The sequence below is a fragment of the Bradyrhizobium sp. BWA-3-5 genome, assembly GCF_032917985.1.
Classification (GTDB): Bacteria; Pseudomonadota; Alphaproteobacteria; order Rhizobiales; family Xanthobacteraceae; genus Bradyrhizobium.
On record NZ_CP136626.1, the window covers coordinates 7,557,614 to 7,582,303 of the forward strand.

Genomic DNA, 24,690 nt, shown 5'->3' on the forward strand with positions numbered 1-24,690 from the left:
CCCGGCGAGGGCCGGGGACGACATCGGCTCACATCGCCGAGAGCAGCCTGTCGCCGCAATAATTCGCGAAAAACTTCCCGCCGCATTGCCGCTTGATCGCGGCACAGCGCGCTGCGGGCGATGCGCCCTGCGGGACGCTGAAGGAGCAACTCAGGCCGTCGGCGCTCCTGACGGCCTTGCCAGCGGCAAAGGCCGCACTGGTCGCGCTGATGCAGACCACCAACAGCGCAGCGGCGGCGATCTCGATCATCAATCTCATCACAGGCCTCCCGCTGGTTCGAGAATGTCTGCCTCACGCAAACCGGCCTCCGGCCAGGTTCCGGTTTTAATCGAATTGTAGCACCAAAAGCGGCCGTGCCGTGCCGCGAAATCGGCCCGGTCCTTGCATAAATTCACATCAGCGCAGTGCACAAGATACTCCGGCGTTCTCCGGCGTTTCGATTACCGGATAAGGCGCGTATCTTCGTATGAGTCTCAACCGCAGGGATCGACGTGTTGCAGGAACAATTTCCCGGGAACTATCCGGCCCCCGGCCAGCCGATCGACGAGCTGGCGCTGGCCGAGATCAAGGGCGCGATCCTTACCAAGCTGCGGCTGGCGATCGGCAAGGACGCCGCCATGGCGACCAGGCGGGACTGGTACAAGGCCGCGGCGCTGACGCTGCGCGACCGCATCGTGCACCGCTGGCTGACGGCCGAGAAGGAGAGCTACGACGCCGGCAGCAAGCGCGTCTATTACCTCTCGCTCGAATTCCTGATCGGCCGCCTGTTCACCGATGGGCTGAACAATATGGGGCTGCTGCCGCTGTTCGAGACGGCACTCGGCGATCTCGGCGTCGGCCTCGACGACTTGCGCAAATGCGAGCCGGATGCAGCGCTCGGCAATGGCGGCCTCGGCCGGCTCGCGGCATGCTTCATGGAGAGCATGGCGACGCTGGCGATTCCCGCGATTGGCTACGGCATCCGCTACGATTTTGGCCTGTTCCGCCAGATCGTCGCACAGGGCTGGCAGCAGGAATATCCGGACGAATGGCTGAGCTTCGGCAACCCCTGGGAATTCCAGCGGGCCGAGGTGGTCTATCACATTCATTTCGGCGGCCATGTTGACCATGTCGACGACCGCGGGCGCGACCGCGCGACGTGGCGGCCGGCGGAAACCGTCCAGGCGGTCGCCTACGACACGCCGATCGTCGGCTGGCGCGGCCAGCATGTCAACGCGCTGCGGCTATGGTCGGCGCGCTCGCCCGACCCGCTGCGGCTCGACGTCTTCAACACCGGCGACTATCTCGGCGCCGTCGCCGAGGAGGCACGCGCCGAATCGATCTGCAAGTTCCTCTATCCCAACGACGAGAGCCCGGCGGGCCGCGAGCTGCGGCTGCGGCAGGAATATTTCTTCGTCTCAGCCTCGCTGCAGGATCTGGTCAAGCGCCACCTCGCCTCCGACGGGCAATTGCGCAGCCTTGCTACGAAGGCCGCAGTTCAGCTCAACGACACCCATCCAAGCCTCGCCGTCACCGAGCTGATGCGCATTTTGGTCGACCTGCACAATTTCCGCTGGGACGAGGCGTGGAAGATCACGGTGGCGACGCTGTCCTACACCAACCACACGCTACTGCCGGAAGCGCTGGAGACCTGGCCGGTCGAACTGTTCGAGCGGCTTTTGCCGCGCCATCTCGAGATCATCTACCGTATCAATGAAGCGCATCTCGCGCTGGCGGACCAGCGCTTCCCGGGCGACATCGAATACCGCGCTTCGGTTTCGCTGATCGACGAAAAATCCGGCCGGCGGGTGCGGATGGGCCAGCTCGCTTTCGTCGGCTCTCACCGCATCAACGGCGTCTCGGCGATGCATTCGGACCTGATGAAGGAGACCGTGTTCAGCGATCTCAACCATCTCTATCCCGGCCGCATCGTCAACAAGACCAATGGCATCACCTTTCGGCGCTGGCTGATGCTGGCCAATCCAAAACTGACCGCGCTGATGCGCGAGGTCTGCGGCGACGCCGTGCTCGACGATTTCTCGCTGTTCGAGCGCCTCGAGGCCCGTGCCAGCGACAACGCATTCCAGCAGCGCTTTCGCGAGGTCAAGCATCACAACAAGATCGCGCTGGCGCGGCTGATCGGCGAGCGCCTCGGCATCAAGGCCGACCCGTCGGCGCTGTTCGACGTCCAGATCAAGCGCATTCATGAATACAAGCGGCAATTGCTCAACATCGTCGAGACCATCGCACTCTACCAAGCCATCAAGGACGAGCCGCAGTGCGACTGGGTGCCGCGCGTCAAAATCTTTGCCGGCAAGGCGGCCGCGAGCTATCGCTACGCCAAGCTGATCATCAAGCTGATCAACGATGTCGCCGAGATCGTCAACAACGATCCCGACGTCGCCGGAAGGCTGAAGGTGGTCTTCCTCGCCGACTACAATGTCAGCCTTGCCGAAGTGATCATTCCGGCCGCCGATCTCTCCGAGCAGATTTCGACCGCCGGCATGGAGGCCTCCGGCACCGGCAACATGAAGCTGGCGCTCAATGGCGCGCTCACCATCGGCACGCTCGACGGCGCCAATATCGAAATCCGCGACCAGGTCGGCGCCGAAAACATCGCGATTTTCGGCATGGAGGCCGGCGACGTCATGATCCGGCGCAAGCAGGGGCTGGATGCGACCGATGTGATCAGCCGTTCGCCTCGGCTGGGCCGCGCCATCACCGCGATCGAGAGCGGCGTGTTCTCGCCCGACGATCCCGCCCGCTTCGCCTCGATCGGCCATGCGCTGCGCTATCTCGACCACTACATGGTCTCGGCCGATTTCGATTCCTATTACGACGCCCAGCGCGGCATCGATGCGCGCTGGCAGGTGGTGCCGGCCTGGACCCGCGCCTCTGTCCTCAACGTGGCGCGGATGCCGTGGTTTTCTTCCGACCGCACCATCCGCGAATACGCCGAGGATATCTGGCACGTGCCGGTGCGGGCGGCTGCACAGGTAGCGGAAGCCAGCGCCCGCGGGGCGGCACGGTAATTTTCGGGAAGCGGAACTCATTACCTCAGGCGTTATTGAATCCGGCAAAATAGTCGCGATACTGCCTCAGCGTCATTGCGAGCCACCCGGTCGTCGCGCAGCGCCGCCGGATGACAGGCTCTGCGAAACAATCCATCTATCCCCGAGTCGAAGCATGGATTGCTTCGCTGCGCTCGCAATGACGGAATTGGCAGCCCGAGTCTCCCAAACAAAGAATATTCATGCTCACCAAAGCCCCGCACCTGTTCGACGACGCCACGCGGGTTACCGCCGGCGATAGCTGCTGGCAGGGCAAAACCAGCCCGGACTACTGGGCCTTTGTCGGCCCGTTCGGCGGCTGCACCGCCGCCACCATCCTGCGTGCCCTGATCGACCATCCGCAGCGCGCGGGCGATCCGCTGGCAATGACCGTGAATTTCTGCGCGCCCGTCGCGGAAGGCGCGTTCGATCTCGACGTCCGCCTGGTCAAGGCCAACCGCTCGAGCCAGCACTGGGCGGTGAAGATGACCCAGGGCGGCAGCGAGGTCGCGACGCTGGGGACCGCGGTGTTCGCCGAGCGCCGACCCTCCTGGTCGCATCAGCAGTTGGCGTTTCCAGACGCGGCACCATTCGAGCAGGCGCGCCGGTTTCCGAACACGCCGATGACCTGGACGCACCAGTATGATTTCCGCTTTGTCGAGGGCGAACCGAGCTTTTATGGCTCGCCCGCGGCCTCGCCGCTCGATGCCTATTCAAAGCAGTGGATCGGCGATCACGTGCCGCGCCCGATCGACATGCTGTCGCTGATGTCGATGTCGGATGCCTTCTTCGGCCGGGTATTCCTGGCGCGTCGGGAACTCGTGCCGTTCGGCACGGTGTCGATTACGACCTATTTCCATGCTTCCTCGGAGGAACTCGCAGCCGAGAACATCACCCATGTGCTTGCTGTGGCCGACGCGCGGATTTTCCACAGGAGTTATGGCGACCAGCACGGCGAATTGTGGTCACCCTCGGGGCGCCTGCTCGCAACCACGACGCAAATCGCTTATTTCAAGGCGTGAAGCCTAGGTGGCGTAGGGTGGACAAAGGCGCGCAGCGCCGTGCCCACCACCTATCCGACTCCTGATGGTGGGCACGCTGCGCTTTGCCCACCCTACAATTTCGGAGGCACCGGCTGATGTCCGACGCCAACGCTCCCCGCATCGCCCTGATCGGCGTTCCCATCGAAGTCGGCGCGTCACAGCTCGGCACCTTGATGGGGCCGGATGCGCTGCGCACCGCCGGCATCGGCCGCATTCTTCATCAGCTCGGCTTCGCGGTCGAAGATCACGGCAACATGGCGAGGCCCGACCCCGCCATGGACGAGGGCCCGCCGCCGCAAAACGCCAAATATTACGACACCATCAAGGGCTGGATCCGCGTGCTCAGCGAACGCTCCTACGCGCTGGCGCGCTCCGGCGCGGTGCCGATCTTCATGGGCGGCGATCACTCGCTCTCGATGGGATCGGTCAACGGCGTGGCGCGCTACTGGCAGGAGCAGGGCCGGCCGCTGTTCGTGCTCTGGGTCGATGCCCATGCCGACTACAACACGCCGCACACCACGGAGACCGGCAACATGCACGGCATGTCGGCCGCCTTCCTGTGCGGCGAGGGCGGCCTCGATAACCTGCTCGGCGGCGCGCCGCGTGCGTCGATCGGACCCGACCAACTCGACCTGTTTGGCATCCGCTCGATCGATCCCGAGGAGAAGAAGCTGGTGTTCGAACGCCGCGTCGCGATCGCCGACATGCGCGCGATCGACGAGTTCGGCGTCGGCGTGCTGATCCGAAAAGTCATCGAGCGCGTGCGGGCGCGGAACGGCGTGCTGCATGTCTCGTTCGACGTCGATTTTCTCGATCCCACGGTCGCGCCCGGCGTCGGCACCACGGTGCCGGGCGGCGCGACCTATCGCGAGGCGCATCTCATCATGGAGCTGCTGCACGATTCCGGCCTGGTGCGCTCGGTCGATGTCGTCGAGCTCAACCCGTTCCTCGACGAACGCGGCCGCACCGCGCGCGTTGCCGTCGAGCTGATCGGCAGCCTGTTCGGCCTCCAGATCACCGACCGGCGAACGCCGAGCAACGCGGTGCTGGCGGGGAACGGCAGCTAGAGGCTCAAAACGCAGAGCACCGAAAACGAAAGGGCGGCCTCGCGGCCGCCCTCAGCGTTCTCAATAGTGTCTCGCTCGACCGGTGCGGTTACTCTGCCGCCAGCTTGGTATCCGGCGCGGCGGCGCGGACTTCGGCGTCGACCTGGGCTTCGAACTTGGCAAAGTTCTTCTGGAACATGCCGACGAGGGCGCGCGCCGTCTTGTCGAACTCGGCCTTGTCCTTCCAGGTGTTGACGGGATCGAGGATCTCGCTCGGCACGCCCGGCAGCGCGGTTGGTACCGCAAAGCCGAAATACTTGTCGGTGCGGAATTCGACGTTGCGGAGCGAGCCGTCGAGCGCGGCCGTCAGCAGCGCGCGCGTCACCTTGATCGGCATGCGGGAGCCTACGCCGTACTTGCCGCCGGTCCAGCCGGTGTTGACCAGCCAGCAATCGACATTGTGCTTGGCAATCAGCTCACGCAGCATGTTGCCGTAGACCGACGGATCGAGCGGCAGGAACGGCGAGCCGAAGCAGGTCGAGAATTCCGGCTGCGGCTCATTACCGAGACCGCGCTCGGTGCCGGCGACCTTGGCGGTGTAGCCGGACAGGAAGTGATACATCGCCTGCGCCGGCGAGAGCTTTGCGATCGGCGGCAGCACGCCGAAGGCATCGGCCGCCAGCATCACCACGTTCTTCGGCTGGCCGGCGCGGCCGGTGCGCGAGGCGTTCGGGATGAAGTCGAGCGGATAGGCCGAGCGGGTATTCTCGGTCTTCGAGCCGTCATCGAAATCGACCACGCGGGTGTCTTCGTCGAGCACGCAATTCTCGAGCACCGCGCCGAAGCGGCTGGAGGCCGCAAAAATCTGCGGCTCGGCTTCCTTCGACAGCTTGATGCACTTGGCATAACAGCCGCCTTCGAAGTTGAAGACGCCGTCATTGCCCCAGCCGTGCTCGTCGTCGCCGATCAGCGTGCGGTTCGGATCGGCCGACAGCGTGGTCTTGCCGGTGCCGGAGAGACCGAAGAAGATCGCGGTGTCGCCCTTCGGGCCGACATTGGCCGAGCAGTGCATCGGCATCACGCCCTTGGCGGGCAGGTAATAGTTCAGCGTGGTGAAGACCGACTTCTTCATCTCGCCGGCATAATAAGACCCGCCGATCAGGACGATCTTGCGGGCGAAATCGATCGCGACAACGTTTTCCGAGCGCACACCGTGACGTTTCGGATCGGCGCGGAAGCTCGGCAGGTCGATGATGGTGAGCTCGGGCACGAAATCGCGCAGTGCCGACGCTTCGGGACGGATCAAAAGCGTGCGGATGAACAGCGAATGCCAGGCGAGCTCGGTGAAGACGCGGGTCTTGATCTGGAAGTTCGGATCGGCGCCGCCATAGAGGTCCTGCGCGAACAGCGTCATGCCTTCGGCGTGCTTGAGGAAGTCGGCATGGAGCGCGGCGAACTGCTCTGATGTAATCGACTGGTTGCCGGCCCACCACATGTTCTTGTCAGTGGTCGCATCACGGACCGTGAACTTGTCCTTGGGGCTGCGTCCGGTGAACTCACCGGTATCGGCACATAGCGCGCCGTCGGCCGATAATACGGCCTCGCCTGCCGCAAGCGAATATTGATAGAGCTGTGGCGCACCGAGATTCCAATGCACCGTCTTGAGATTCTTTAGGCCGAATTTGTCGGCGCCGAAGGCACCGTTGCGTAGACCCGTCTCTTGCACGAAGAAAATCCTCCTCGAACCCGCGTTACTGTAGATCGCGCGCACACCGCTTGACGCGCCCTGTCGCGGTGACCCCTGAATATAGCCTTCCGGCCTCGGTCCGGCGACCTAATACTGATGAACGCGGTGCTTGCCAAGCCGATCCCGCCGATTTGGTTTATTCAAGCGGGCGCGATCGATGTGAATCAATCACTTGCTGCGGCGCTTCGCACTGCTTTGCCCTTTGGTTGCGCGACCATCCGTCGTGGGTTGGCTAAGCGGCAATTGTTGCGCCGCACAATCATATCATTTGCTCCTCTCCGATCGGTTCGAACGGAGCCCAAAATGCAGTATGGGCATTACGCGGCGACGACGTATCGTTGAGATCGGCCAGCATGGCCTGACGCAGCGTCATCGCTCGTTTCCAATAGCAGCGACTGAATCTCCTTCACTGTCATCGGCGATGGATTCGACAGCACGGTGCAGTTGCTCGCTGACGCCAACCGTTAGCTCTTGTCAGCCCTTGGCGCGCGCGCCTCGCCCGCCAGCCGCACCAGCATTTTGCGTAGCGCGATGGCACTGGTGACCCGCTCCGGAAAATCCAGCCGCAGCGTCGCGGCGCCGGCCTGCATGTCCATACCGTCGGGGTCGCAGCCGGCGCAGCGCCAATCGGCGGACTCGGCGTCAAGCAATCTCGTCGCGTAGAGATTCATCGCCTCGCGATGATCCTCGTTCATGTGCCCGACGGCGCCCTGCTCGGCCTCGATGAGATCAGCGGCATCGCCAATCTCGGTCAGGAATTGCTCGGGCTTGAGATCGATGATGCGGCCGAATCCGGCGACCAGATGCAGGCCCGAGGGCGCTATTCGAAAGAACGAAAAATCCTTGAAATCGACGAACGCTTCCGCCGACGGATGCGCGTTGAGGTAGCGTCGGCGCAAGATGTTTGCAGCTTCGCCCGTCGCCTCCTCGGCGCGTCCCGCCAGCATGATTCGAGCGCCTTCCAAGGGATCGCCGGCGGCGCGTTCGTCCAGCATCAGCGATACTCTGGTATCGACGAGGATGTTTTTCGTATGCAGCGCGAGGCGCGAAAGCAGCAGGATCGGCGAGGCGTCGGGATGGCTCGCTACGTTCACCAGTGAGCAGTAGGGGTCGCCACTTTCAGGCATAAGCGTGGCCAATGCGCCCTGCCGACTTCGTCGCAGCAGCGAGCGGGCGAGCCTGGAGGCATCAAAATCTGCGGTTGGCTGCATGTTTTCCTTCCGGCCATCTTATTGCAAAAAAGGGGTTTTCTCCGCCTGAGGGGGTGCTATATGGGGGGCGGCACGTCTCCTCGGGAGCGTTTTGCGGAACTCGGTCATAGTTCAGCCCAGCTTGCATTGCTCGTTGACCGTGTACGAAGCCCATTTATGCGGCGTCTAGCTGAAGTGCCCGCCGTTTAAGCCACTCTTATTCGAAAGCAGAGGCTCATGCCCACAATCGCCCTGGTCGATGATGACCGCAACATTCTTACTTCCGTGTCGATCGCACTTGAAGCCGAAGGCTATCGCATCATGACCTACACGGACGGTGCTTCGGCGCTGGACGGCTTCCGCACTTCGCCGCCCGACCTCGCGATCCTCGATATCAAGATGCCGCGCATGGACGGCATGGAAACGCTGCGCCGGCTGCGACAGAAATCCGATCTGCCGGTGATCTTCCTGACCTCCAAGGATGAAGAGATCGATGAATTGTTCGGCCTGAAGATGGGCGCCGACGATTTCATCCGCAAGCCGTTCTCGCAGCGCCTCCTGGTCGAGCGCGTCAAGGCCGTGCTCCGCCGCGGCCAGCCCAAGGATCCGACCGCCGTGCCGAAGGAGCCGGATGCGCGGGCGCTGGACCGCGGCCTGCTGCGGATGGATCCCGAGCGTCACACCTGCACCTGGAAGAACGAGCCGGTGACGCTGACGGTGACGGAATTTTTGATCCTGCAGGCGCTGGCGACGCGCCCCGGCGTGGTGAAGAGCCGCAATGCGCTGATGGACGCGGCCTATGACGATCAGGTCTATGTCGACGACCGCACCATCGACAGCCACATCAAGCGGCTGCGCAAGAAGTTCAAGGTGGTCGACGACGATTTCGAGATGATCGAGACGCTGTACGGCGTCGGTTATCGCTTCAAGGAAGCCTGATCTGCGTTTTCCGGGCGGACGTGCGACTGACACGTCTGCCCGTTCGGCGTAAAAGCGTAGAACTAGAACGGCGCATCACAACCGACGGCTCAGCCATTGCTAGATCGAACGCAGTCCGACCTTACCCTGACCCACGAGGACACTTCCGAGCTCCTCGAACGGGATCGTGTTGCCGAGGATAATGCAGGCGAGACGGGCTGGCGGCGGCCGCTCGGTTGGTTGCGCCGGGCCGGGCAATTCTTCTTCGCGCTTTCCTTCTCGAGCCTCACGCGCCGCATCGTCTCGCTCAACCTGGCCGGCCTCGTCGCGCTGGTGGCGAGCATCCTCTATCTCTCGCAGTTCCGCGCCGGCCTGATCGACGCGCGGGCGCAGAGCCTTCTGGTGCAGGCCGAAATCATCGCCGGCGCGATCGCCGCTTCGGCCACCGTCGAAACCAACACGATCACCATCGATCCGGACCGGCTGCTCGACCTAAAGCCCGGCGAGAGCTACGGCGCGCCGGATGAATCCTCAGGCCTCGATTTTCCGATCAATCCGGAACGCGTCGCGCCGGTGCTGCGGCGGCTGATCTCGCCGACGAAAACGCGCGCGCGCATCTATGGCGGCGACGGCGGCATGATCCTCGACAGCCGCAGCCTCTATGGCCGCGGCGACGTGATGCGCTTCGAGCTGCCGCCGCCCTCGACCGAGAAGCCGGGCTTCGTCGAACGCGCCACCATCTCGATCCGCACCTGGCTCAATCGCGGCGACCTGCCGCTCTATCGCGAGCTCGGCCCCGAGAACGGCAAGGGCTATCAGGAGATCGTACAGGCGCTCGACGGCGTCAAAAGCAGCGTGGTGCGCGTCAACGATCGCGGCGAGGTGATCGTCTCGGTCGCGGTGCCGGTGCAGCGCTTCCGCGCCGTGCATGGTGCCTTGATGCTCTCCACCCAGGGCGACGACATCGACCAGATGGTGACGGCCGAGCGCCTCGCCATCCTCAAGGTCGGCGGCGTCGCCTCCGCGGTCATGATCGTGCTGTCGCTATTGCTGGCGAGCACGATCGCGGGTCCGGTGCGGCGGCTCGCCGACGGCGCCGAGCGCGTCCGCCGCCGCATCCAGACCCGCGTCGAGATTCCCGATTTCACCCGCCGCCGCGACGAGATCGGCCATCTCTCGGGCGCGCTGCGCGACATGACCAATGCGCTCTACAGCCGCATCGAGGCGATCGAGATGTTCGCCGCCGACGTCGCCCATGAACTGAAGAACCCGCTGACCTCGCTGCGCTCGGCGGTGGAGACGCTGCCGCTGGCGCGCAACGACACCAGCCGGGCCCGCCTGCTCGAGGTGATCGAGCATGACGTCAAGCGGCTCGATCGCCTGATCTCGGATATCTCGGACGCCAGCCGCCTCGACGCCGAACTGCAGCGCCAGGACATGGCGCCGGTCGATCTGCGCCGCCTGCTGACGACGCTGACCTCCGTCGCCAACGAAACCAGGCTGGGGCATGACGTCGCAGTCGAATGCCGCTTCGAGGGCCGCGGCGCGACCGACACGTTCTCGGTGCCCGGCCACGATTCGCGGCTTGGACAGGTGATCTCGAACCTCTTGTCCAATGCGCAATCTTTCTCCACCCCTGGCGGAAAGGTGCGCGTAACCTGCCGCCGCGCCCGGCTGGAGATCGAAATCGTCGTCGATGACGATGGTCCCGGCATCGGCGAGGACGCGCTGGAGCGCATCTTCGAGCGCTTCTACACCGACCGTCCCCATCAGGGCTTCGGCCAGAACTCAGGGCTCGGGCTCTCGATCTCCAAGCAGATCATCGAAGCGCATAACGGGCGGATCTGGGCGGAGAACCGCCATGGCCCGGCCGATGCCGACGGCAAGCCGAGCGTGGCCGGCGCGCGCTTCGTGGTCCGGCTGCCCGCACTATGATGACCCAGGTCGCGAGCGTCCACGCCTCCGCCGTGCGCGTGGGCGACCGCGCCGTGTTGATTCGCGGACCGTCAGGCGCCGGCAAGTCCCGCCTCGCCTTCGATCTCATCCTCGCCGGCCGTGCCGGGCAGCTCCCAGCGGTCAGTCTGGTCGGGGACGACCGTGTCCATCTCGACACAGTGGACGGACAATTGTGGGTTCGCCCGGTGCCGGAACTGGCCGGCCTGATCGAAATCCGCGGCCTTGGGATCCGCCGCTGCGACTTCGCCAGCGAGGCCGTGGTTGGCTTGATTGCGGACCTTGCGGCGAGCGATGCGGCGCGGATGCCGCCGCCAGAAGCGCTTGCCGTCAGCCTTAATGGTGTATCAATACCGCGAATCCCCGTCGGAGAGGGATACGACCCCCTCCCGTTGATTGTAGCTGCCCTGACAACAACCGACGGTACAGGTCCGGTCCAACCTTTGGATGATTGTTCGCAGGGGATTGGTAACCATATAAGCCCCAATATCGCCACCGATTAATCCGGCGCGGGCCTCACTTCTTACCGGCAAATTCCGGAACAATAGCCAAGATGCCCTCTTGCGCGGGGCCTCTGGATGGTCAAAGTGGCGCGTTCGTGCGGTGCACCAAAAAGCACCCGCGAGGAGTTTCCAATGATTGGTCTAGTGCTTGTGACCCATGGGCGCCTTGCCGACGAGTTCAAGGCGGCGCTCGAACATGTCATGGGTCCGCAAAAACAAATTGAAGCCATCACGATTGGAGCCGAGGACGACTCTGATCTGTGTCGAAGCGACATCATCGAAGCGGTGAATCGCGTTGACAGCGGCGATGGTGTTGCCATCCTTACGGACATGTTCGGCGGCACCCCTTCCAACCTCGCAATATCCTGCATGAGCCGTCCCAAGGTGGAAGTGCTCGCAGGCATCAATCTTCCCATGCTGGTCAAGCTTGCCAAGGTGCGCGACGAGCGCTCGCTTCCCGATGCCATCGCGATGGCGCAGGAAGCCGGGCGCAAATACGTCACCATCGCCAGCCGCGTGCTCGCCGGCAAATGAGCGACGACGCCGCGCCCGAAAAGGAACTCGGGTCCGGCGTTCCTGCCGGCGCCATCTCGCGGGAACTTCTGATCATCAACAAGCGCGGCCTGCATGCGCGGGCCTCGGCGAAGTTCGTGCAGATGGTCGAAAAGTTCAACGCCGAGGTCTGGGTGACGCGCGGCAGCGAGACCGTCGGCGGCACCTCGATCATGGGGTTGATGATGCTGGCGGCTGGACCTGGAACCAGCGTCACGGTGTCCGCCATCGGCCCGGAGGCGCAAGCCGCGGTCGATGCGATCGCCGCGCTGGTGGCGGACAAGTTCAACGAAGAAGGCGTGTGAGCTTAGGAGCGTGATGGCTCCTCGACCTCTCCCCGCAACAGCGGGGCGAGGGAGAAGACCATTCTCGCGACTAGAACGGATTCGTCACGATACCGCCGTCGGCGCGCAGCGCGGCGCCGTTGGTGGCGCTGGAGGCTTTTGAGCAGACGTAGCAGATCAAATTGGCGACTTCTTCCGGCTTGGCGTAACGCTGCAGCAGCGAGGCCGGGCGGCGCTCGCTGAAGGTGCGCGAGACCAGATCGTCGACGCTCGTTCCCATCGCCTTGGCGCGCGCGGCGAGGCGCACCGGCGCCATCTCGACCCAGGTCGGGCCGGGCATCACCGAATTGACGGTGACGTTGCTGCCCTTGGTGGTCTCCGCCGCGCCGCGCGCGATCACGAGCTGCGCCGATTTCGAAAAGCCGTAATGCACCATCTCCTTCGGGATGAAGACGCCGGATTCGCTGGAGACGAACACGACGCGGCCCCAGTCCTTCTCGTCGAGCATCCGCTTCAGATAGTGCCGCGTCAGCCGCACCCCGCTCATGACATTGACTTCGAACATTCTCGACCAGTCGGCATCCTCGATCTCGAAGAAGCCTTTCGGCTCGTAGATGCCGAGATTGTTGACGAGGATGTCGACGTCGGGGAATTGCGCGATCAAGGCGGCACAGCCTGCCGCGTTGCCGAGGTCAAACGCTCCCGCATGCACCTTGGCCGCGGGCGCCGCCTGCTGAACTTTCGTCACGGCCTCGCCGACCGCCACCGCCTCGCGGCCGTTGACGATGACGTCAGCGCCCATCTGCGCCAGGCCGACCGCGGTGGCGAGCCCGATGCCGCGCGTCGAGCCGGTGACCAGCGCCGTCTTGCCTGTGAGGTCGAGATCCATTCGTCACTCCCTTTGATTTTCTTATGTCGGCTTCTATCTGGCCGGCGGCACGATGAAGATGTTCCAGGCCGTCGCGGGGCCGGGATGGCCCAGGAAGAACCGCCGCGTCGTCATCACGATGCGCTCGGCATTGGCGGCATGGGTCTTCATCCACGCCTCGCATTTTTCCAGTTTCCAGTCGCCGGTTTCGCAGATGCCGATGAAGCCGGACCGCTTGGCCTCCTCGAGCGAGGTCAGGCCCGACGACCACGGCTCGTGCGGCGTCAGCGGCGCCGGATGATCGGGGCTATAGAACGTGACGGGCTGGCCGGTATCGGTATAGGCCGCCACGACCGGCCAGCGCGAATTGAAGCGCAGGTGCCAGACTTGCGTCAGTTCGCGGGCGAGTTCAGAGCGCGCCCGGTAGGTGGCGCCGGCCGTGCGCTTTTCGCTGAGTTCGTAAGCGACGATCCTTGGCGAGACCGCCAGCACCACGAGCGTGATCACCAGCCAGCTTACCGTCAGGTTTGCCAGAGCTACCTTGCGGACCCGCACCGCCGGGATCGCGATCAGCGCGAGCGGCACCAGGAAGAACATCGGGATGCCCCAGTCGGTCTTGATGTAGAAATGGAGCAGCAACGCACCGAGCGGCGGACCGACCGCGACCACCGCCTGGATGATCCAGACATGGATCGCTTGCGAGACGTTCACGCTGGCATTGCCGCCGCGCGCCAGCGCCGGAAATGGCGCCAGGCGGAACGGGCGCCACACCAGCGCGATAGCGCCGAGGACCACCGGCGCGGCTAGCAATGCGAGATTATGCGCGACGTAACCCAGCGCGAGGTCATTGATCATCGCGCGGTCGGTCAGGGAATAGGTATCGCCGGCATAGGTGAAGGGGACAAAATCGACCTGCTTCAGCCACACCAGATGCGGCAGCATCGCGATGGCGAGCACGCCGATGGCCACCCACGGTGCCGGCGAGCGCAGGAATTTAAGCCGCTCAGGATGGATCAGCGCGGCAAGGCCGATGGCGCCGATCATCGTGACGGCCCAGTATTTGGTCATCAGCGCCAGCGCACCGGCGAGCCCGAGCCAGACGCCGGACCTGACACTGCGTTGCTCGAACGCGTCGAGATAGGCCAGCACCATCAGCGGCAGCGTGACAAGCTGCAGCAGGTCCGGATTGTACTTGAAGCCTTTGAAGTTGAAGATCGGATAGAGCGCCAGCAACACCACGACGAAGAACGCGCGGCGATGATCGACCACGCGCAGCGCCACCAGCCAGCAGATCACGAGCCCGCAACTCACCGTTGCCATCGCTAGCGCATAGCTCGCCCAGTCGGTGACCGGAAACAGCCTGAACCAGACACCGGCGACCCATCCTGATAGCGGCGGATGCTTGCCATAGCCGAGCAGGAACTTCTGCCCCCAAGCAAAGGCTTCGGCGACATCCATGTGGACGTCCTGCCCGGTCTTCAGATTGACCAGGATCAGCGTCCACAGCACGGCATGAACCACGGCAAAACCGGTCACCAGCCACAGGCCGGGAATCGGGGCCGCTTTGGGACCGCTGGCCAGCGCGGCCAGCCACGCCGCCGGTCGCCGGATCGAGAGGAAACGCTTGCGGCGCGCGGAAGTGGGCAAAATGGATGCAGTCGACATGGCCCATTCCGTAGCGTGTTTTGAGCGCAAGTGGAATCAGCTTGGCGTGAAGAAACCCCCTTGAAATTCAGCAAGATGGTTGCCGCACGGGGACGCGGATGCTATCCCGCGCCCCATGACAACGACGCCGATTTCCAACATCCGCAACTTCTCCATCGTCGCCCATATCGACCATGGCAAATCGACGCTGGCCGACCGCCTGATCCAGATGACCGGCGGGCTGTCGGACCGCGAAATGGCGGGCAAGGAGCAGGTGCTCGACTCCATGGATATCGAGCGCGAGCGCGGCATCACCATCAAGGCGCAGACGGTGCGGCTGAACTACCGCGCCAAGGACGGCAAGGATTACGTCTTCAATTTGATGGACACGCCCGGCCATGTCGACTTCGCCTACGAAGTCTCGCGGTCGCTGGCGGCCTGCGAGGGATCGCTGCTGGTGGTCGACGCCAGCCAGGGCGTGGAAGCCCAGACGCTCGCCAACGTCTATCAGGCGCTCGACAACAATCACGAGATCGTGCCCGTTCTCAACAAGGTCGACCTGCCGGCCGCAGAGCCCGACAAGGTCAAGCAGCAGATCGAGGACGTGATCGGTATCGACGCCTCCGACGCGGTGATGATCTCGGCCAAGACCGGCCTCGGCGTTCCCGACGTGCTGGAAGCCATCGTCACCCGCCTGCCGCCGCCGAAGGGCGACCGCGATGCGACATTAAAGGCGCTGCTGGTCGATAGCTGGTACGACGTCTATCTCGGCGTCGTCGTGCTGGTGCGCATTGTCAACGGCGTGATGAAGAAGGGCCAGCGCATCCGCATGATGGGCACCAATGCGGCCTACGACATCGAGCGCGTCGGCTTCTTCACGCCGAAGATGGAGCAGGTGGAGGAGCTCGGCCCCGGCGAGATCGGCTTCATCACCGCCGCGATCAAGGAAGTCGCCGATACACGTGTGGGCGACACCATCACCGACGACAAGAAGCCGGTCTCGGAAATGCTGCCGGGCTTCAAGCCGGCAATACCGGTGGTGTTCTGCGGCCTGTTTCCGGTCGACGCCGACGATTTCGAAACGCTGCGCGCCGCGATGGGCAAATTACGGCTCAACGACGCCAGCTTCTCCTTCGAGATGGAAACATCCGCCGCGCTCGGTTTCGGCTTCCGCTGCGGCTTCCTCGGCCTGTTGCATCTCGAGATCATCCAGGAGCGGCTGTCGCGCGAGTTCGATCTCAACCTGATCGCGACGGCGCCGAGCGTGATCTACAAGATGCACCTGACCGACGGTCAGGAGATCGAGATTCACAATCCGGTCGACATGCCCGATGTGGTCAAGATCGCCGAGATCGAGGAGCCGTGGATCGAGGCGACGATCCTCACGCCGGACGAATATCTCGGCAGCGTCCTGAAGCTGTGCCAGGACCGTCGCGGCTCGCAGAAGGAGCTGACTTACGTCGGTTCCCGCGCGATGGTGAAATACGACCTGCCGCTCAACGAAGTCGTGTTCGACTTCTACGACCGCCTGAAATCGGTCTCCAAGGGCTACGCCTCGTTCGACTATCACCTGACCGACTACAAGCCGGCGGATCTCGTCAAGATGCAGATCCTCGTCAATGCCGAGCCCGTCGATGCGCTGTCGATGTTGGTGCACCGGACCCGCGCCGAAGGCCGCGGCCGCGCCATGGTCGAGAAGATGAAGGAGCTGATTCCGCCGCACATGTTCCAGATTCCGATCCAGGCGGCGATCGGCGGCAAGGTGATCGCCCGCGAAACCGTCCGCGCGCTGCGCAAGGACGTCACCGCCAAATGCTACGGCGGCGACATCACGCGCAAACGCAAGCTTCTGGAGAAGCAGAAGGAAGGCAAGAAGAAGATGCGGCAGTTCGGCAAGGTCGACATCCCGCAGGAAGCGTTTATTGCGGCGCTGAAGGTGGATAGCTGAGGCATCGGAATTGGGAGGGTGGGCAAAGCGACGTGCCCACCATTCATCCCGCGTGGGAGATCGATGGTGGGCACGCTTCCGCCTTCGCTCTTCGAGCTACGGCGGACAAGTCGCTTTGCCCACCCTACGCGGCTGTGCTTCACGCGACGCGCAGCGCGTAAAATTTCGAATCCACCGCCATCACCGGAAACGCTTTCGGCAGTTCGGCCATCGGCAATTCCCTGAAGCCCTTCTTCTCATAGAAGCGATGCGCCGCGAGGAATTTGTCGGTCGTGCCGAGAAAGATTTCGGCAACTGCCTTGGCGCGCGCATGCGCCAAGAGCTCGTCGAGGAGCGTTGCCGCCACGCCCAGCTCCCGGCCGCGAAACGGCGCGGCCACGAACATCTTCCGCAGCGCGGTTTGCTTTGCGCCAATGTCCTTCAATCCGATCGTGCCGACGACGTTGCCGTTCGATCGCGCCACCCAGAAGCCGCCGGCTCCCGACTGATAGAATTCGGAGATCTGCATGAGATCAGGCTGGTCGGCCGCCGTGATCTGGATGCCAAATTCCTGCTGCTGGATCGGCAGGATGACATCGAGGACACCCTGGCGATCGGCATCGGAATACGGCGCTACTATGATTTTCTGCATCAACGCCCCTGTCATTTCCATCTGCTCGCGTCTCAAGTGCAGGCCGATATCTGGCCGCAACGGGCACGATCGGCAAGCCCGCACGGGATCAACGCAACATCACATGATCTCCGGAATGAGAGGGTTGCCCTGCAGCGCATTGCGCAAGGGCGTCGAATAGGCCACCATCATCCCGCGCATACAAACAACAGCACACGCGCGAGGAAACGCATGAGCAAGACGTCCGGGTCTTCCTACGGATGGGTCGTGGTCGCCGTGGGCGCGCTGATGACCTGCGTGGCATTCGGCTCGATGCTGTCGCTGGCGGTATTTTTGCAGCCGATTTCGGAGGCGATGGGCTGGTCACGCAGCGGCGTCTCGGCGGCGGCGACGATCGACTTTCTTGCGATGGGGCTGGCGGCATTCTTCTGGGGCGCGCTGTCCGACCGCTACGGCACCCGGATCGTCGTACTGTCGGGCACGATGCTGCTCGGCGCCGGCCTGATCGGCGCGAGCCAGGCGACCAGCCTGTGGCAGTTCCAGTTCGCGTTCGGGGTGTTGATCGGAATTTCGGCCGGCAGCTTCTACGCGCCGATGGTCGCAGCGGCGAGCGCCTGGATCGAACACCGGCGCAGCCTTGCGGTCGCGCTGGTCTCGGCCGGCATGGGCGTGTCGCCGATGACGGTGGCCCCGTTCGCAAGCTGGCTGATCGCGAACTATGATTGGCGCACGGCGATGCTCGTCATCGGCACCGTCGCGCTGGCGCTGCTGATTCCGGCCTCTTTTCTGGTGCGCCCGCCGCCCGCGGCCGCAGCGTCCGCAGACGCCGGTGGGACCGATGCGCCTGCCGGGCAATGGACCGTCGCGCAGGCGCTCAGGACACCGCAATTCATCACGCTGGCACTGGCCCATTTCGCCTGCTGCGCCGCGCATTCCGGGCCGATCTTCCATTTGGTCAGCTACGCGGTGGTCTGCGGCATCGCGCCGCTCACCGCCGTCACCGTCTACAGCCTTGCCGGGTTTTCCGGCCTCGGCGGCCGGCTAGTGCTCGGCGTGCTCGCCGATCGCTTCGGCGGCAAGCACGTCCTGGTCGGCGGCCTGTTCGTGCAGGCGCTGGCGATCGCGACCTACCTCGCGGTCGGCCAGCTCGGCGAATTCTATGCGCTGTCGGTCGTCTTCGGCCTCGCCTACGGCGGCGTGATGCCGCTCTACGCCGTGCTGGTGCGCGAATATTTCGGCGTGCGCATCATGGGCAGCGTGTTCGGCGCCGTCTCCGCCTTCGCCAGCCTCGGCATGGCGCTCGGACCATTGGCCGGCGGATGGGTGTTCGACACCTTCCACGCCTACAACTGGCTCTATGTCGGCTCCTTCGCGATCGGCCTTGCGGCTGTTGCGGTGGCGCTGAGCTTCCCTTCGGCCAGACGGCCACAGCAGCCCTCGCTCGATCTCGAGCGAGCGGCGGCGTGAGCGGCCAGCAGTCTCCGCCGCCTTGATCGCGGGCGGCGGATGCGTCACCATCGCAGGAATAAGCCAAGAACAAGAGAATGCGAGGAAGCGCATGACCAGGCATCCGGGCGTCGACCTCGCGGAGCGCGCCCGCGCGCTAGCGCCGCTGATCATGCGCGAGGCCGACGAGATCGAGCGGACCCGGCGGCTGACGCCAGCGGTGACATCGGCGCTGATCGAGAACGGGCTCTACCGCGCGCTATTGCCGAAGCGCTTTGGCGGCGCCGAGGTGCCGCTCGAAACCTTCATGCAGATGCAGGAGGAAATCGCGAAAGCCGACGCCTCGACCGCCTGGTGCCTCGGCCAGTGCAGCGTCTGCGCGATGACCGCGGCCTATCTCGATCCCGACGCTGCCAACGAGATCTTCAACGTCGCACCCGGTATTCTCGCCTGGGGCGCCATCAACCATGAAGTGCAGGCGGTGCCCGGCGGCTACATGGCCAGCGCACGCTGGGACTTCGCCTCCGGTATGCGGCAGGCAAGCTGGCTCGGCGCCCATGTCCGCGTTGTCGAGGCCGACGGCACGCCGCGGCGCAAGAAAGATGGCGCGCCGGAGATCCGCACCATCCTGTTTCCCATCAGTAGCGCCACGCTCTACGACGTCTGGGACGTGATCGGCCTGCGCGGCACCGGCACCGATTCCTATTCGGTTGAGAATCTCTTCATTCCCGAAAAATTTGCCGCCCTTCGCGACGAGCCGGAGGCGCGGCGCGAGGACGGCCCGCTGTACAAGCTCTCCACCAACATGGTGTTCGGCATGGGCTTTGCGGCGACCTCGGTCGGCGTTGCTCGCGCCACGCTGGATGCGGCGATCGACCTTGCCCGCGCCAAGACCCCGCAGGCGCTCAAGGCGATGCGCGACAACAATGCCGTGCAGGGCGTGATCGGCCGCACCGAGGCGCAGCTACGCGCCACCCGCGCCTATCTCTATGCCACGGCCGCGGAGGTGTGGCGCGACCTCTCGCGCGGCGATGCAGTTTCGGAAGCCCACCGCATCGCCCTGCGCATGGCTGCGACGTGGACCATCCACCAATCGGCCGCCGTGGTCGACACCGCCTATCGCATGGCCGGCGCCACCGCGGTGTTCAACGCCAACAAATTCGAGCGCCGTTTCCGCGACATGCACGCCATCGCGCAGCAGATCCAGGGCCGCGATGCGCATTATGAGGATGTCGGCAAGGTGATCCTGTCGGGCAATCTCGACGTGTCGCCCACCGCGCGGTGATCGATGGTCCGTATTTCTACGGACAAGCCGGCACCCCTCGTTGTTAAACAATTCATGAAATCTCTTGGAAGGCCTCGCCTTCGGGAGCTTGCGTAAAACTCATGTTCGAAATTCGTTCGATTGCCGCCCGGCTGATCCTTGCCATTTCGCTGACGGTCGCCGTCGCCTGCGCCGTCCTTGGGACCTTTTCGATCGTCCAGCAACGCGCGCTGACGCAGCTCGCGCTCGATCAGCAGCTCAAGCTGCAATATGACAGCGTCATCGCCGCGATCGACTATGAGGGCCGCGCCGCGCTCGCCGTCTCATCCGTGATCGCTGCCCTGCCGCCGGTCGCCGACGCCATTGCAAAGACCGACCGCGACGGATTGGGCAAGCTGCTCGGCGACGCCCTGGAGCCGATGAAGGCGCAGGGCATCCCGCTGATTTCGTTCTGGCGGGCGCCGGCGATATCGTTCTACCGCGTCCATGCGCCAAAAGTGTTCGACGACGACGCCTCCGCGCGGCGTTCCACCGTGGTGGAAGCGATCAAGACCGGCAAGACCATTGTCGGCGTTGAGCCCGGCCGCGAGGCGCTCTCGATCTTCGGCATGACGCCGATCGTGCGCGACGGCAAGACGCTGGCCAATGTCGACGTCGGCGCCGCCTTCGGCAAGGAATTCGTCGACCGCGCCAAGAAGCGCTTTGGCATCGACCTTGCGGTCTATTCCTACGACGGCAAGGCGTTCAAGAAACTGTCCGCGACCTATGGCGAGGAAGCGATCACCTCCGGTGACGAACTCAAGGGCGTGTTCGACGGCCAGCCGCTGCGCCGCGATGCCACGATCAATGGCCGGCCCGCCGCGCTCTATCTCGGACAGATCAGGAACTACGCCGGCCAGCCGGTCGGCATTCTTGAGATCATCAAGGATACGACCGAGTATGAAGCGGCGGCGGCGAGCTCGCAGCGCAATTTGATCCTCGGCACCATCGCCATCCTGGCCGGCGCGATTGCCCTTGCATTCCTCCTCGGCCGCGGCCTGTCACGTCCCCTCGCCGCGATCACGGCGGTCATGAATCGGCTTTCCGGCGGCGAGATCGACGTCACGATCCCCGGCCGCGAGCGCCGCGACGAGCTCGGCACCATGGCAAGCGCGGTCGACGTGTTCCGCCGCAGCATGATCGAATCGCGCGATATGCGCGAGGCCCAGGAGGCCACCAAGCAGCAGGCCGAGATCGAGAAGAAGGCCCTGCAGCGCCAGATGGCCGACCGTTTCGAAAGCGACGTCAAGAGCGTCGTCGCCGCGGTCGCGCAAGCGACGTCAGACATGCAGCGCGTGGCCGGCGAGATCGCCACCAGCGTGAACGGTACCTCGCAGCGCGCTGCCGCTGCTGCGGCAGCTTCCGACGCGGCGTCCGCCAGCGTCAGCGCCGTTGCGGCCGCGACCGAGGAGCTGGCGTCCTCGGTGACCGAGATTGGCCGCCAGGTGACCCATTCCAGCCAGGTCGCCGACAATGCCGTGGTCAAGGCCGGACAGACCACCGAAATGGTGGGCAGCCTCGCCTCGGCGGCGGAAAAGATCGGCGACGTGCTGCGCCTGATCGGGGCGATTGCAAGCCAGACCAACCTCTTGGCGCTCAACGCGACCATCGAGGCCGCGCGCGCCGGCGAGGCCGGCCGCGGCTTTGCCGTCGTCGCGTCCGAGGTCAAGGAGCTCGCCAGCCAGACAGCGAAGGCCACCGAAGAGATCGCCGGCCAGGTCGCCGCGATCCAATCGGCCACCGGAGACTGCGTCGCGGCGATCGGCGGCATCAGCGACACCATCCGCGAGATCAGCGGCATCGCCACCACCATCGCGGCGGCAGTGGAAGAGCAGGATTCGGCGACGCGGGAAATCGCCCGCAGCGTCCAGCAGGCGGCCACCGGCACCGGCGAGGTCTCAACGAACGTGAGCGGCGCTAGCCAGTCCGCCGACCAGTCGCGTGCGCTGGCCGAGAACGTCGCAGCGGCCACCGGCCAGCTCAGCCGGCAGGCCGATGCGCTGTACAGAAGCGTCGATACGTTCCTCGCGGGGCTTCGCGACGCCGCCTAATCGAACGGAACCCCCTCGCCGAGCATGCGTTGCTTTTTCGGTAACCGCAGCAACGAGGGAGATTCAACATGCCCCGCGGTGACAAATCGAGCTACACTGACAAGCAGAAGCGCAAGGCCGAGCATATCGAGGAAGGTTATGAGGAGCGTGGTATCGGCAAGAAGGAAGCCGAACGGCGCGCCTGGGCGACCGTCAACAAGGAAACCGGCGGCGGCAACAAGAGCGGCTCCGGCCGCGGCGTGAAGGACACCAATGTCGCGGCGAAAAAGGGCGGCCGTATCGGCGGCCCGCGCGGCGGCAAGGCCGCGGCACGCCGGCCGGCAGCGGCGCGATCCCGCTCCGCGAAGAAGGCGGCGGCGACGCGCAAGCGCAAGGCAGCAGCAAGGTCCAGCGCCCGCAAGACCACGCGATCCAGCACGAAGACCTCTCGCACGGGCGCACGCAAGACCGCGCGTCGAAGGTAGCTGGTTTTTGCTTCCGCCGGATTGCATCCTGCCTTCGGTTGTCTGTGACAATCCTGGCGGGATGGGCGGACCTTCAATGGCAATATCGGCGAAAAAGGCGGTAAGGCGCATCGCCGCGAAGCGGCTAGCCGCCTTCACTGCGAGCCACCGGGCGCGGTCGGGGGCGACCCGTTGGCTCGCAATGACGGCTGCGAAGGTGGCGCCAGCCTCACGCCACCAACGCCGCACCCGATGGCGTGCTCCAATTGCCCTGGGTCTTCAACAGGCCCATGATCTCCGCATTGGGCCGCGCCCGGCTGAACAGGAATCCCTGTCCCTCGTGGCAGCCCTCGTTGCGCAGGCAGTCGACCTCGGCTTCCGTCTCGACGCCTTCCGCCGTGATGGTGACGCCGAGCCCCTTGCCGAGGCTGATGATCGAACGCACGATCGCCTGCGCGTCAGGGTTGGCCGCGAGATCGCGCACAAAGGACTGGTCGATCTTGATCTTATCGAACGGGAAGCTGCGCAGATAGCTCAGGCTGGAATAGCCGGTGCCGAAATCGTCCATCGAGATGCGAACGCCGAGCGCGCGCAGCGCATGCAGCGTCGCCAGCACCTCGCTGCTCTTTTCCAACAGCAGCGTCTCGGTGATTTCCAGTTCCAGTCGCTTAGCCGGCAGGCCGGATTGCTTCAGCGTCTCCATTACCAGCGACAATAAATTGCCGACGCGGAACTGCAGCGGTGACAGATTGACCGCGACGCGGACGTCGTCCGGCCATTGCGCGGCGTCGGTGCAGGCGCGCCGCAGCATCAACCCGCCGACTGCGTTGATCAGTCCGGTCTCCTCGGCAACGGGGATGAATTCGGCCGGCGAAATCATGCCGCGTTCGGGATGAGGCCAGCGCACCAGCGCCTCGAAGCCGGTGATGCGGCCGCTCGAAAGGTCGACCAGCGGCTGGTAGTAGGGCCGCAGCGCGTCGCCGCGGACCGCCTCGCGCAGCTCGGTTTCGATCTTGCGGCGGGTCTGGGCCCGCGCATCCATTCCCGCTTCGAAGAACGAGAACGTGCCGCGGGAATCGTTTTTCGCGCGCGACAGTGCGAGGTCGGCGTGCTTGAGGAGCTTTTCGGATTCATCGCCGTCGCCGGGCGAGATCGCAATGCCGATGCTGGCCCCGACCACGACCGAATGCCCGTCGATGAGATGGGGATCGCCGATCGCGTCGAGGAGACGCCGCGCCAGGAACGCCGCATCCTCGGGCCGTGTCACCCCGCTCTGGACAATGGCGAACTCATCCGAGTTGAGGCGGGCCAGCGCATCGTCCTCGCGCAGCATCGACTGCAATCGCTTGCCTACGCCGCGCAGCAGCTTGTCGCCGACGCCATGGCCGAGCGTATCGTTGACCGCCTTGAAATGGTCGAGGCCGAGCACCAGCACGGCCGCCTTCTCCGCGCTGCGGCGGGAGCGCAGCAGGATATCGTCCATCTGCTGGCGCAACAGGTTGCGGTTCGGCAGCCCGGTGAGGGCGTCGTGCTGGGCCATGAAGGTCAGCCGCGCCTCGGCGCGCTTGCGTTCGGTGGTGTCCATCAGCGCCAGCAGGACCGCCGGCCGGTCGCTGTAAACGAGCTGGCGGGAGTAGATCGCCAGATCAATCAGCGCACCGTCGGCCCTGACATGCTTCCACGCCCGCGCCGCGTGTTCCTCGCCGGCATGCTCAGTCGCCCATGGCGGCTCGATGTCGAAGGCCTGCAGGTTGCGGATCGTGAGCTTCTCGAATTCGCCGCGGCTGTAACCGTAATGCTCGACCGCGGCGTCGTTGACGGCGAGAATGCGTTCGTCACCCAGCGCGCAGACAATCATCGGCACCGGATTGGTATCGAACAGCAGGCGAAACGACGCCTCGCGCTGCTTCAATTCGGCGATGTCGGCTCGCTTGCTCGTAACCTCTTCGGTCGTTTGTCGTCGGTTGATCGACAGTTTCGGTGCGGGCTTTGCTGGCCGGCCGGGGAAGCGGGTAATCGCCGCCTGCTTCGGCTTTCGGCTCGTTCTAGGCTTCTTCGGCATCGCTCCGCTCTACTCGCACTCTGCGTGCAAAGTTTTCGAATAAGTCTCT

The 24,690-nt window shown here is 64.4% G+C and carries 20 protein-coding genes; 13 read left to right on the top strand and 7 right to left on the bottom strand.

The genetic code is table 11. The features are described from left to right. Positions 1-28: 28 nt before the first annotated feature. Positions 29-259 carry a hypothetical protein gene (locus RX331_RS36295; RefSeq protein ID WP_317254357.1) on the bottom strand — a complete coding sequence of 77 codons (231 nt, stop codon included), beginning with the start codon at positions 257-259 and terminating at the stop codon, positions 29-31. Positions 260-486: 227 nt separating this feature from the next. Here RX331_RS36295 and RX331_RS36300 point away from each other — a divergent pair, with 227 nt between their 5' ends. The 3 genes from RX331_RS36300 (at position 487) to rocF (ending at position 5,140) form a co-directional block, all read left to right on the top strand. Beyond that, a complete protein-coding gene (locus RX331_RS36300) occupies positions 487-3,012 on the top strand; it encodes a glycogen/starch/alpha-glucan phosphorylase (RefSeq protein WP_410708347.1) in 2,526 nt (841 codons plus the stop codon). 221 nt (positions 3,013-3,233) lie between these two features. Then, entirely contained in the window at positions 3,234-4,052 is an 819-nt protein-coding gene (locus tag RX331_RS36305; RefSeq protein WP_317254359.1) for a thioesterase family protein, read from the top strand. Between the two features lie 116 nt (positions 4,053-4,168). Then, the gene (gene rocF / locus RX331_RS36310; protein WP_317254360.1) at positions 4,169-5,140 is read left to right on the top strand and encodes an arginase; all 972 of its coding nucleotides are present in this window, start codon (positions 4,169-4,171) and stop codon (positions 5,138-5,140) included. Positions 5,141-5,228: 88 nt separating this feature from the next. Here rocF and RX331_RS36315 read toward each other — a convergent pair whose 3' ends face one another. Together RX331_RS36315 and RX331_RS36320 are read right to left on the bottom strand one after the other, a co-directional pair. Further along, complete coding sequence (locus tag RX331_RS36315; protein ID WP_317254361.1) at positions 5,229-6,845, bottom strand: phosphoenolpyruvate carboxykinase; 1,617 nt, start codon at positions 6,843-6,845, stop codon at positions 5,229-5,231. Positions 6,846-7,330: 485 nt separating this feature from the next. Next, complete coding sequence (locus RX331_RS36320; RefSeq protein ID WP_317254362.1) at positions 7,331-8,077, bottom strand: HugZ family protein; 747 nt, start codon at positions 8,075-8,077, stop codon at positions 7,331-7,333. A gap of 216 nt (positions 8,078-8,293) precedes the next feature. On the opposite strand from RX331_RS36320, the gene RX331_RS36325 reads away from it, so the two are divergent. The 5 genes from RX331_RS36325 to RX331_RS36345 all read left to right on the top strand — a co-directional run bounded on the left by RX331_RS36325 (position 8,294) and on the right by RX331_RS36345 (position 12,287). Beyond that, positions 8,294-8,995 (top strand): response regulator transcription factor, encoded by a 702-nt coding sequence (locus RX331_RS36325; protein WP_027541437.1) that lies wholly within the window; start codon positions 8,294-8,296, stop codon positions 8,993-8,995. Between the two features lie 96 nt (positions 8,996-9,091). Next, a complete protein-coding gene (locus tag RX331_RS36330; RefSeq protein WP_317254363.1) occupies positions 9,092-10,909 on the top strand; it encodes a sensor histidine kinase in 1,818 nt (605 codons plus the stop codon). Beyond that, positions 10,906-11,430 (top strand): HPr kinase/phosphatase C-terminal domain-containing protein, encoded by a 525-nt coding sequence (locus RX331_RS36335; protein ID WP_317254364.1) that lies wholly within the window; start codon positions 10,906-10,908, stop codon positions 11,428-11,430. The genes RX331_RS36330 and RX331_RS36335 overlap by 4 nt, the downstream gene beginning before the upstream one ends. 132 nt (positions 11,431-11,562) lie before the next feature. Then, positions 11,563-11,964, top strand: coding sequence for a PTS sugar transporter subunit IIA (locus RX331_RS36340; protein WP_317258330.1), 402 nt, complete (start codon positions 11,563-11,565; stop codon positions 11,962-11,964). Next, positions 11,961-12,287, top strand: a complete 327-nt coding sequence (locus tag RX331_RS36345; RefSeq protein ID WP_317254365.1) for an HPr family phosphocarrier protein — start codon at positions 11,961-11,963, stop codon at positions 12,285-12,287. The genes RX331_RS36340 and RX331_RS36345 overlap by 4 nt, the downstream gene beginning before the upstream one ends. A gap of 70 nt (positions 12,288-12,357) precedes the next feature. Here the strand turns inward: RX331_RS36345 and RX331_RS36350 are convergent, their stop codons facing one another. Continuing rightward, positions 12,358-13,155 carry an SDR family oxidoreductase gene (locus RX331_RS36350; protein ID WP_317254366.1) on the bottom strand — a complete coding sequence of 266 codons (798 nt, stop codon included), beginning with the start codon at positions 13,153-13,155 and terminating at the stop codon, positions 12,358-12,360. A 33-nt stretch (positions 13,156-13,188) separates the two neighbouring features. Next, positions 13,189-14,799, bottom strand: a complete 1,611-nt coding sequence (locus tag RX331_RS36355) for a glycosyltransferase family 39 protein (RefSeq protein WP_317254367.1) — start codon at positions 14,797-14,799, stop codon at positions 13,189-13,191. A gap of 115 nt (positions 14,800-14,914) precedes the next feature. On the opposite strand from RX331_RS36355, the gene lepA reads away from it, so the two are divergent. Beyond that, positions 14,915-16,726 (top strand): translation elongation factor 4, encoded by a 1,812-nt coding sequence (gene lepA, locus RX331_RS36360; protein WP_317254368.1) that lies wholly within the window; start codon positions 14,915-14,917, stop codon positions 16,724-16,726. Positions 16,727-16,865: 139 nt separating this feature from the next. Here the strand turns inward: lepA and RX331_RS36365 are convergent, their stop codons facing one another. Beyond that, a complete protein-coding gene (locus RX331_RS36365; RefSeq protein ID WP_317254369.1) occupies positions 16,866-17,357 on the bottom strand; it encodes a GNAT family N-acetyltransferase in 492 nt (163 codons plus the stop codon). Positions 17,358-17,567: 210 nt separating this feature from the next. Here RX331_RS36365 and RX331_RS36370 point away from each other — a divergent pair, with 210 nt between their 5' ends. The 4 genes from RX331_RS36370 (at position 17,568) to RX331_RS36385 (ending at position 22,600) form a co-directional block, all read left to right on the top strand. Beyond that, the gene (locus tag RX331_RS36370; protein WP_317254370.1) at positions 17,568-18,803 is read left to right on the top strand and encodes an MFS transporter; all 1,236 of its coding nucleotides are present in this window, start codon (positions 17,568-17,570) and stop codon (positions 18,801-18,803) included. Between the two features lie 91 nt (positions 18,804-18,894). Beyond that, positions 18,895-20,067: an acyl-CoA dehydrogenase family protein gene (locus tag RX331_RS36375; RefSeq protein ID WP_317254371.1), complete on the top strand. Its 1,173-nt coding sequence runs from the start codon at positions 18,895-18,897 to the stop codon at positions 20,065-20,067. Positions 20,068-20,168: 101 nt separating this feature from the next. Continuing rightward, positions 20,169-22,136 carry a methyl-accepting chemotaxis protein gene (locus RX331_RS36380; protein ID WP_317254372.1) on the top strand — a complete coding sequence of 656 codons (1,968 nt, stop codon included), beginning with the start codon at positions 20,169-20,171 and terminating at the stop codon, positions 22,134-22,136. A gap of 68 nt (positions 22,137-22,204) precedes the next feature. After that, positions 22,205-22,600 (top strand): hypothetical protein, encoded by a 396-nt coding sequence (locus tag RX331_RS36385; RefSeq protein WP_317254373.1) that lies wholly within the window; start codon positions 22,205-22,207, stop codon positions 22,598-22,600. A 208-nt stretch (positions 22,601-22,808) separates the two neighbouring features. Here the strand turns inward: RX331_RS36385 and RX331_RS36390 are convergent, their stop codons facing one another. After that, the gene (locus RX331_RS36390; protein ID WP_317254374.1) at positions 22,809-24,641 is read right to left on the bottom strand and encodes a putative bifunctional diguanylate cyclase/phosphodiesterase; all 1,833 of its coding nucleotides are present in this window, start codon (positions 24,639-24,641) and stop codon (positions 22,809-22,811) included. Positions 24,642-24,690: the final 49 nt, after the last annotated feature.

What these genes read in the sequence shown, in the direction of transcription:
- RX331_RS36295 (WP_317254357.1), bottom strand. Translation starts at nt 259, where the DNA reads ATGAGATTGATGATCGAGATCGCCGCCGCTGCGCTGTTGGTGGTCTGC.
- RX331_RS36305 (WP_317254359.1), top strand. Translation starts at nt 3,234, where the DNA reads ATGCTCACCAAAGCCCCGCACCTGTTCGACGACGCCACGCGGGTTACC.
- rocF (WP_317254360.1), top strand. Translation starts at nt 4,169, where the DNA reads ATGTCCGACGCCAACGCTCCCCGCATCGCCCTGATCGGCGTTCCCATC.
- RX331_RS36320 (WP_317254362.1), bottom strand. Translation starts at nt 8,077, where the DNA reads ATGCAGCCAACCGCAGATTTTGATGCCTCCAGGCTCGCCCGCTCGCTG.
- RX331_RS36325 (WP_027541437.1), top strand. Translation starts at nt 8,294, where the DNA reads ATGCCCACAATCGCCCTGGTCGATGATGACCGCAACATTCTTACTTCC.
- RX331_RS36335 (WP_317254364.1), top strand. Translation starts at nt 10,906, where the DNA reads ATGATGACCCAGGTCGCGAGCGTCCACGCCTCCGCCGTGCGCGTGGGC.
- RX331_RS36340 (WP_317258330.1), top strand. Translation starts at nt 11,563, where the DNA reads ATGATTGGTCTAGTGCTTGTGACCCATGGGCGCCTTGCCGACGAGTTC.
- RX331_RS36345 (WP_317254365.1), top strand. Translation starts at nt 11,961, where the DNA reads ATGAGCGACGACGCCGCGCCCGAAAAGGAACTCGGGTCCGGCGTTCCT.
- RX331_RS36350 (WP_317254366.1), bottom strand. Translation starts at nt 13,155, where the DNA reads ATGGATCTCGACCTCACAGGCAAGACGGCGCTGGTCACCGGCTCGACG.
- RX331_RS36355 (WP_317254367.1), bottom strand. Translation starts at nt 14,799, where the DNA reads ATGTCGACTGCATCCATTTTGCCCACTTCCGCGCGCCGCAAGCGTTTC.
- lepA (WP_317254368.1), top strand. Translation starts at nt 14,915, where the DNA reads ATGACAACGACGCCGATTTCCAACATCCGCAACTTCTCCATCGTCGCC.
- RX331_RS36365 (WP_317254369.1), bottom strand. Translation starts at nt 17,357, where the DNA reads ATGCAGAAAATCATAGTAGCGCCGTATTCCGATGCCGATCGCCAGGGT.
- RX331_RS36370 (WP_317254370.1), top strand. Translation starts at nt 17,568, where the DNA reads ATGAGCAAGACGTCCGGGTCTTCCTACGGATGGGTCGTGGTCGCCGTG.
- RX331_RS36375 (WP_317254371.1), top strand. Translation starts at nt 18,895, where the DNA reads ATGACCAGGCATCCGGGCGTCGACCTCGCGGAGCGCGCCCGCGCGCTA.
- RX331_RS36380 (WP_317254372.1), top strand. Translation starts at nt 20,169, where the DNA reads ATGTTCGAAATTCGTTCGATTGCCGCCCGGCTGATCCTTGCCATTTCG.
- RX331_RS36385 (WP_317254373.1), top strand. Translation starts at nt 22,205, where the DNA reads ATGCCCCGCGGTGACAAATCGAGCTACACTGACAAGCAGAAGCGCAAG.
- RX331_RS36390 (WP_317254374.1), bottom strand. Translation starts at nt 24,641, where the DNA reads ATGCCGAAGAAGCCTAGAACGAGCCGAAAGCCGAAGCAGGCGGCGATT.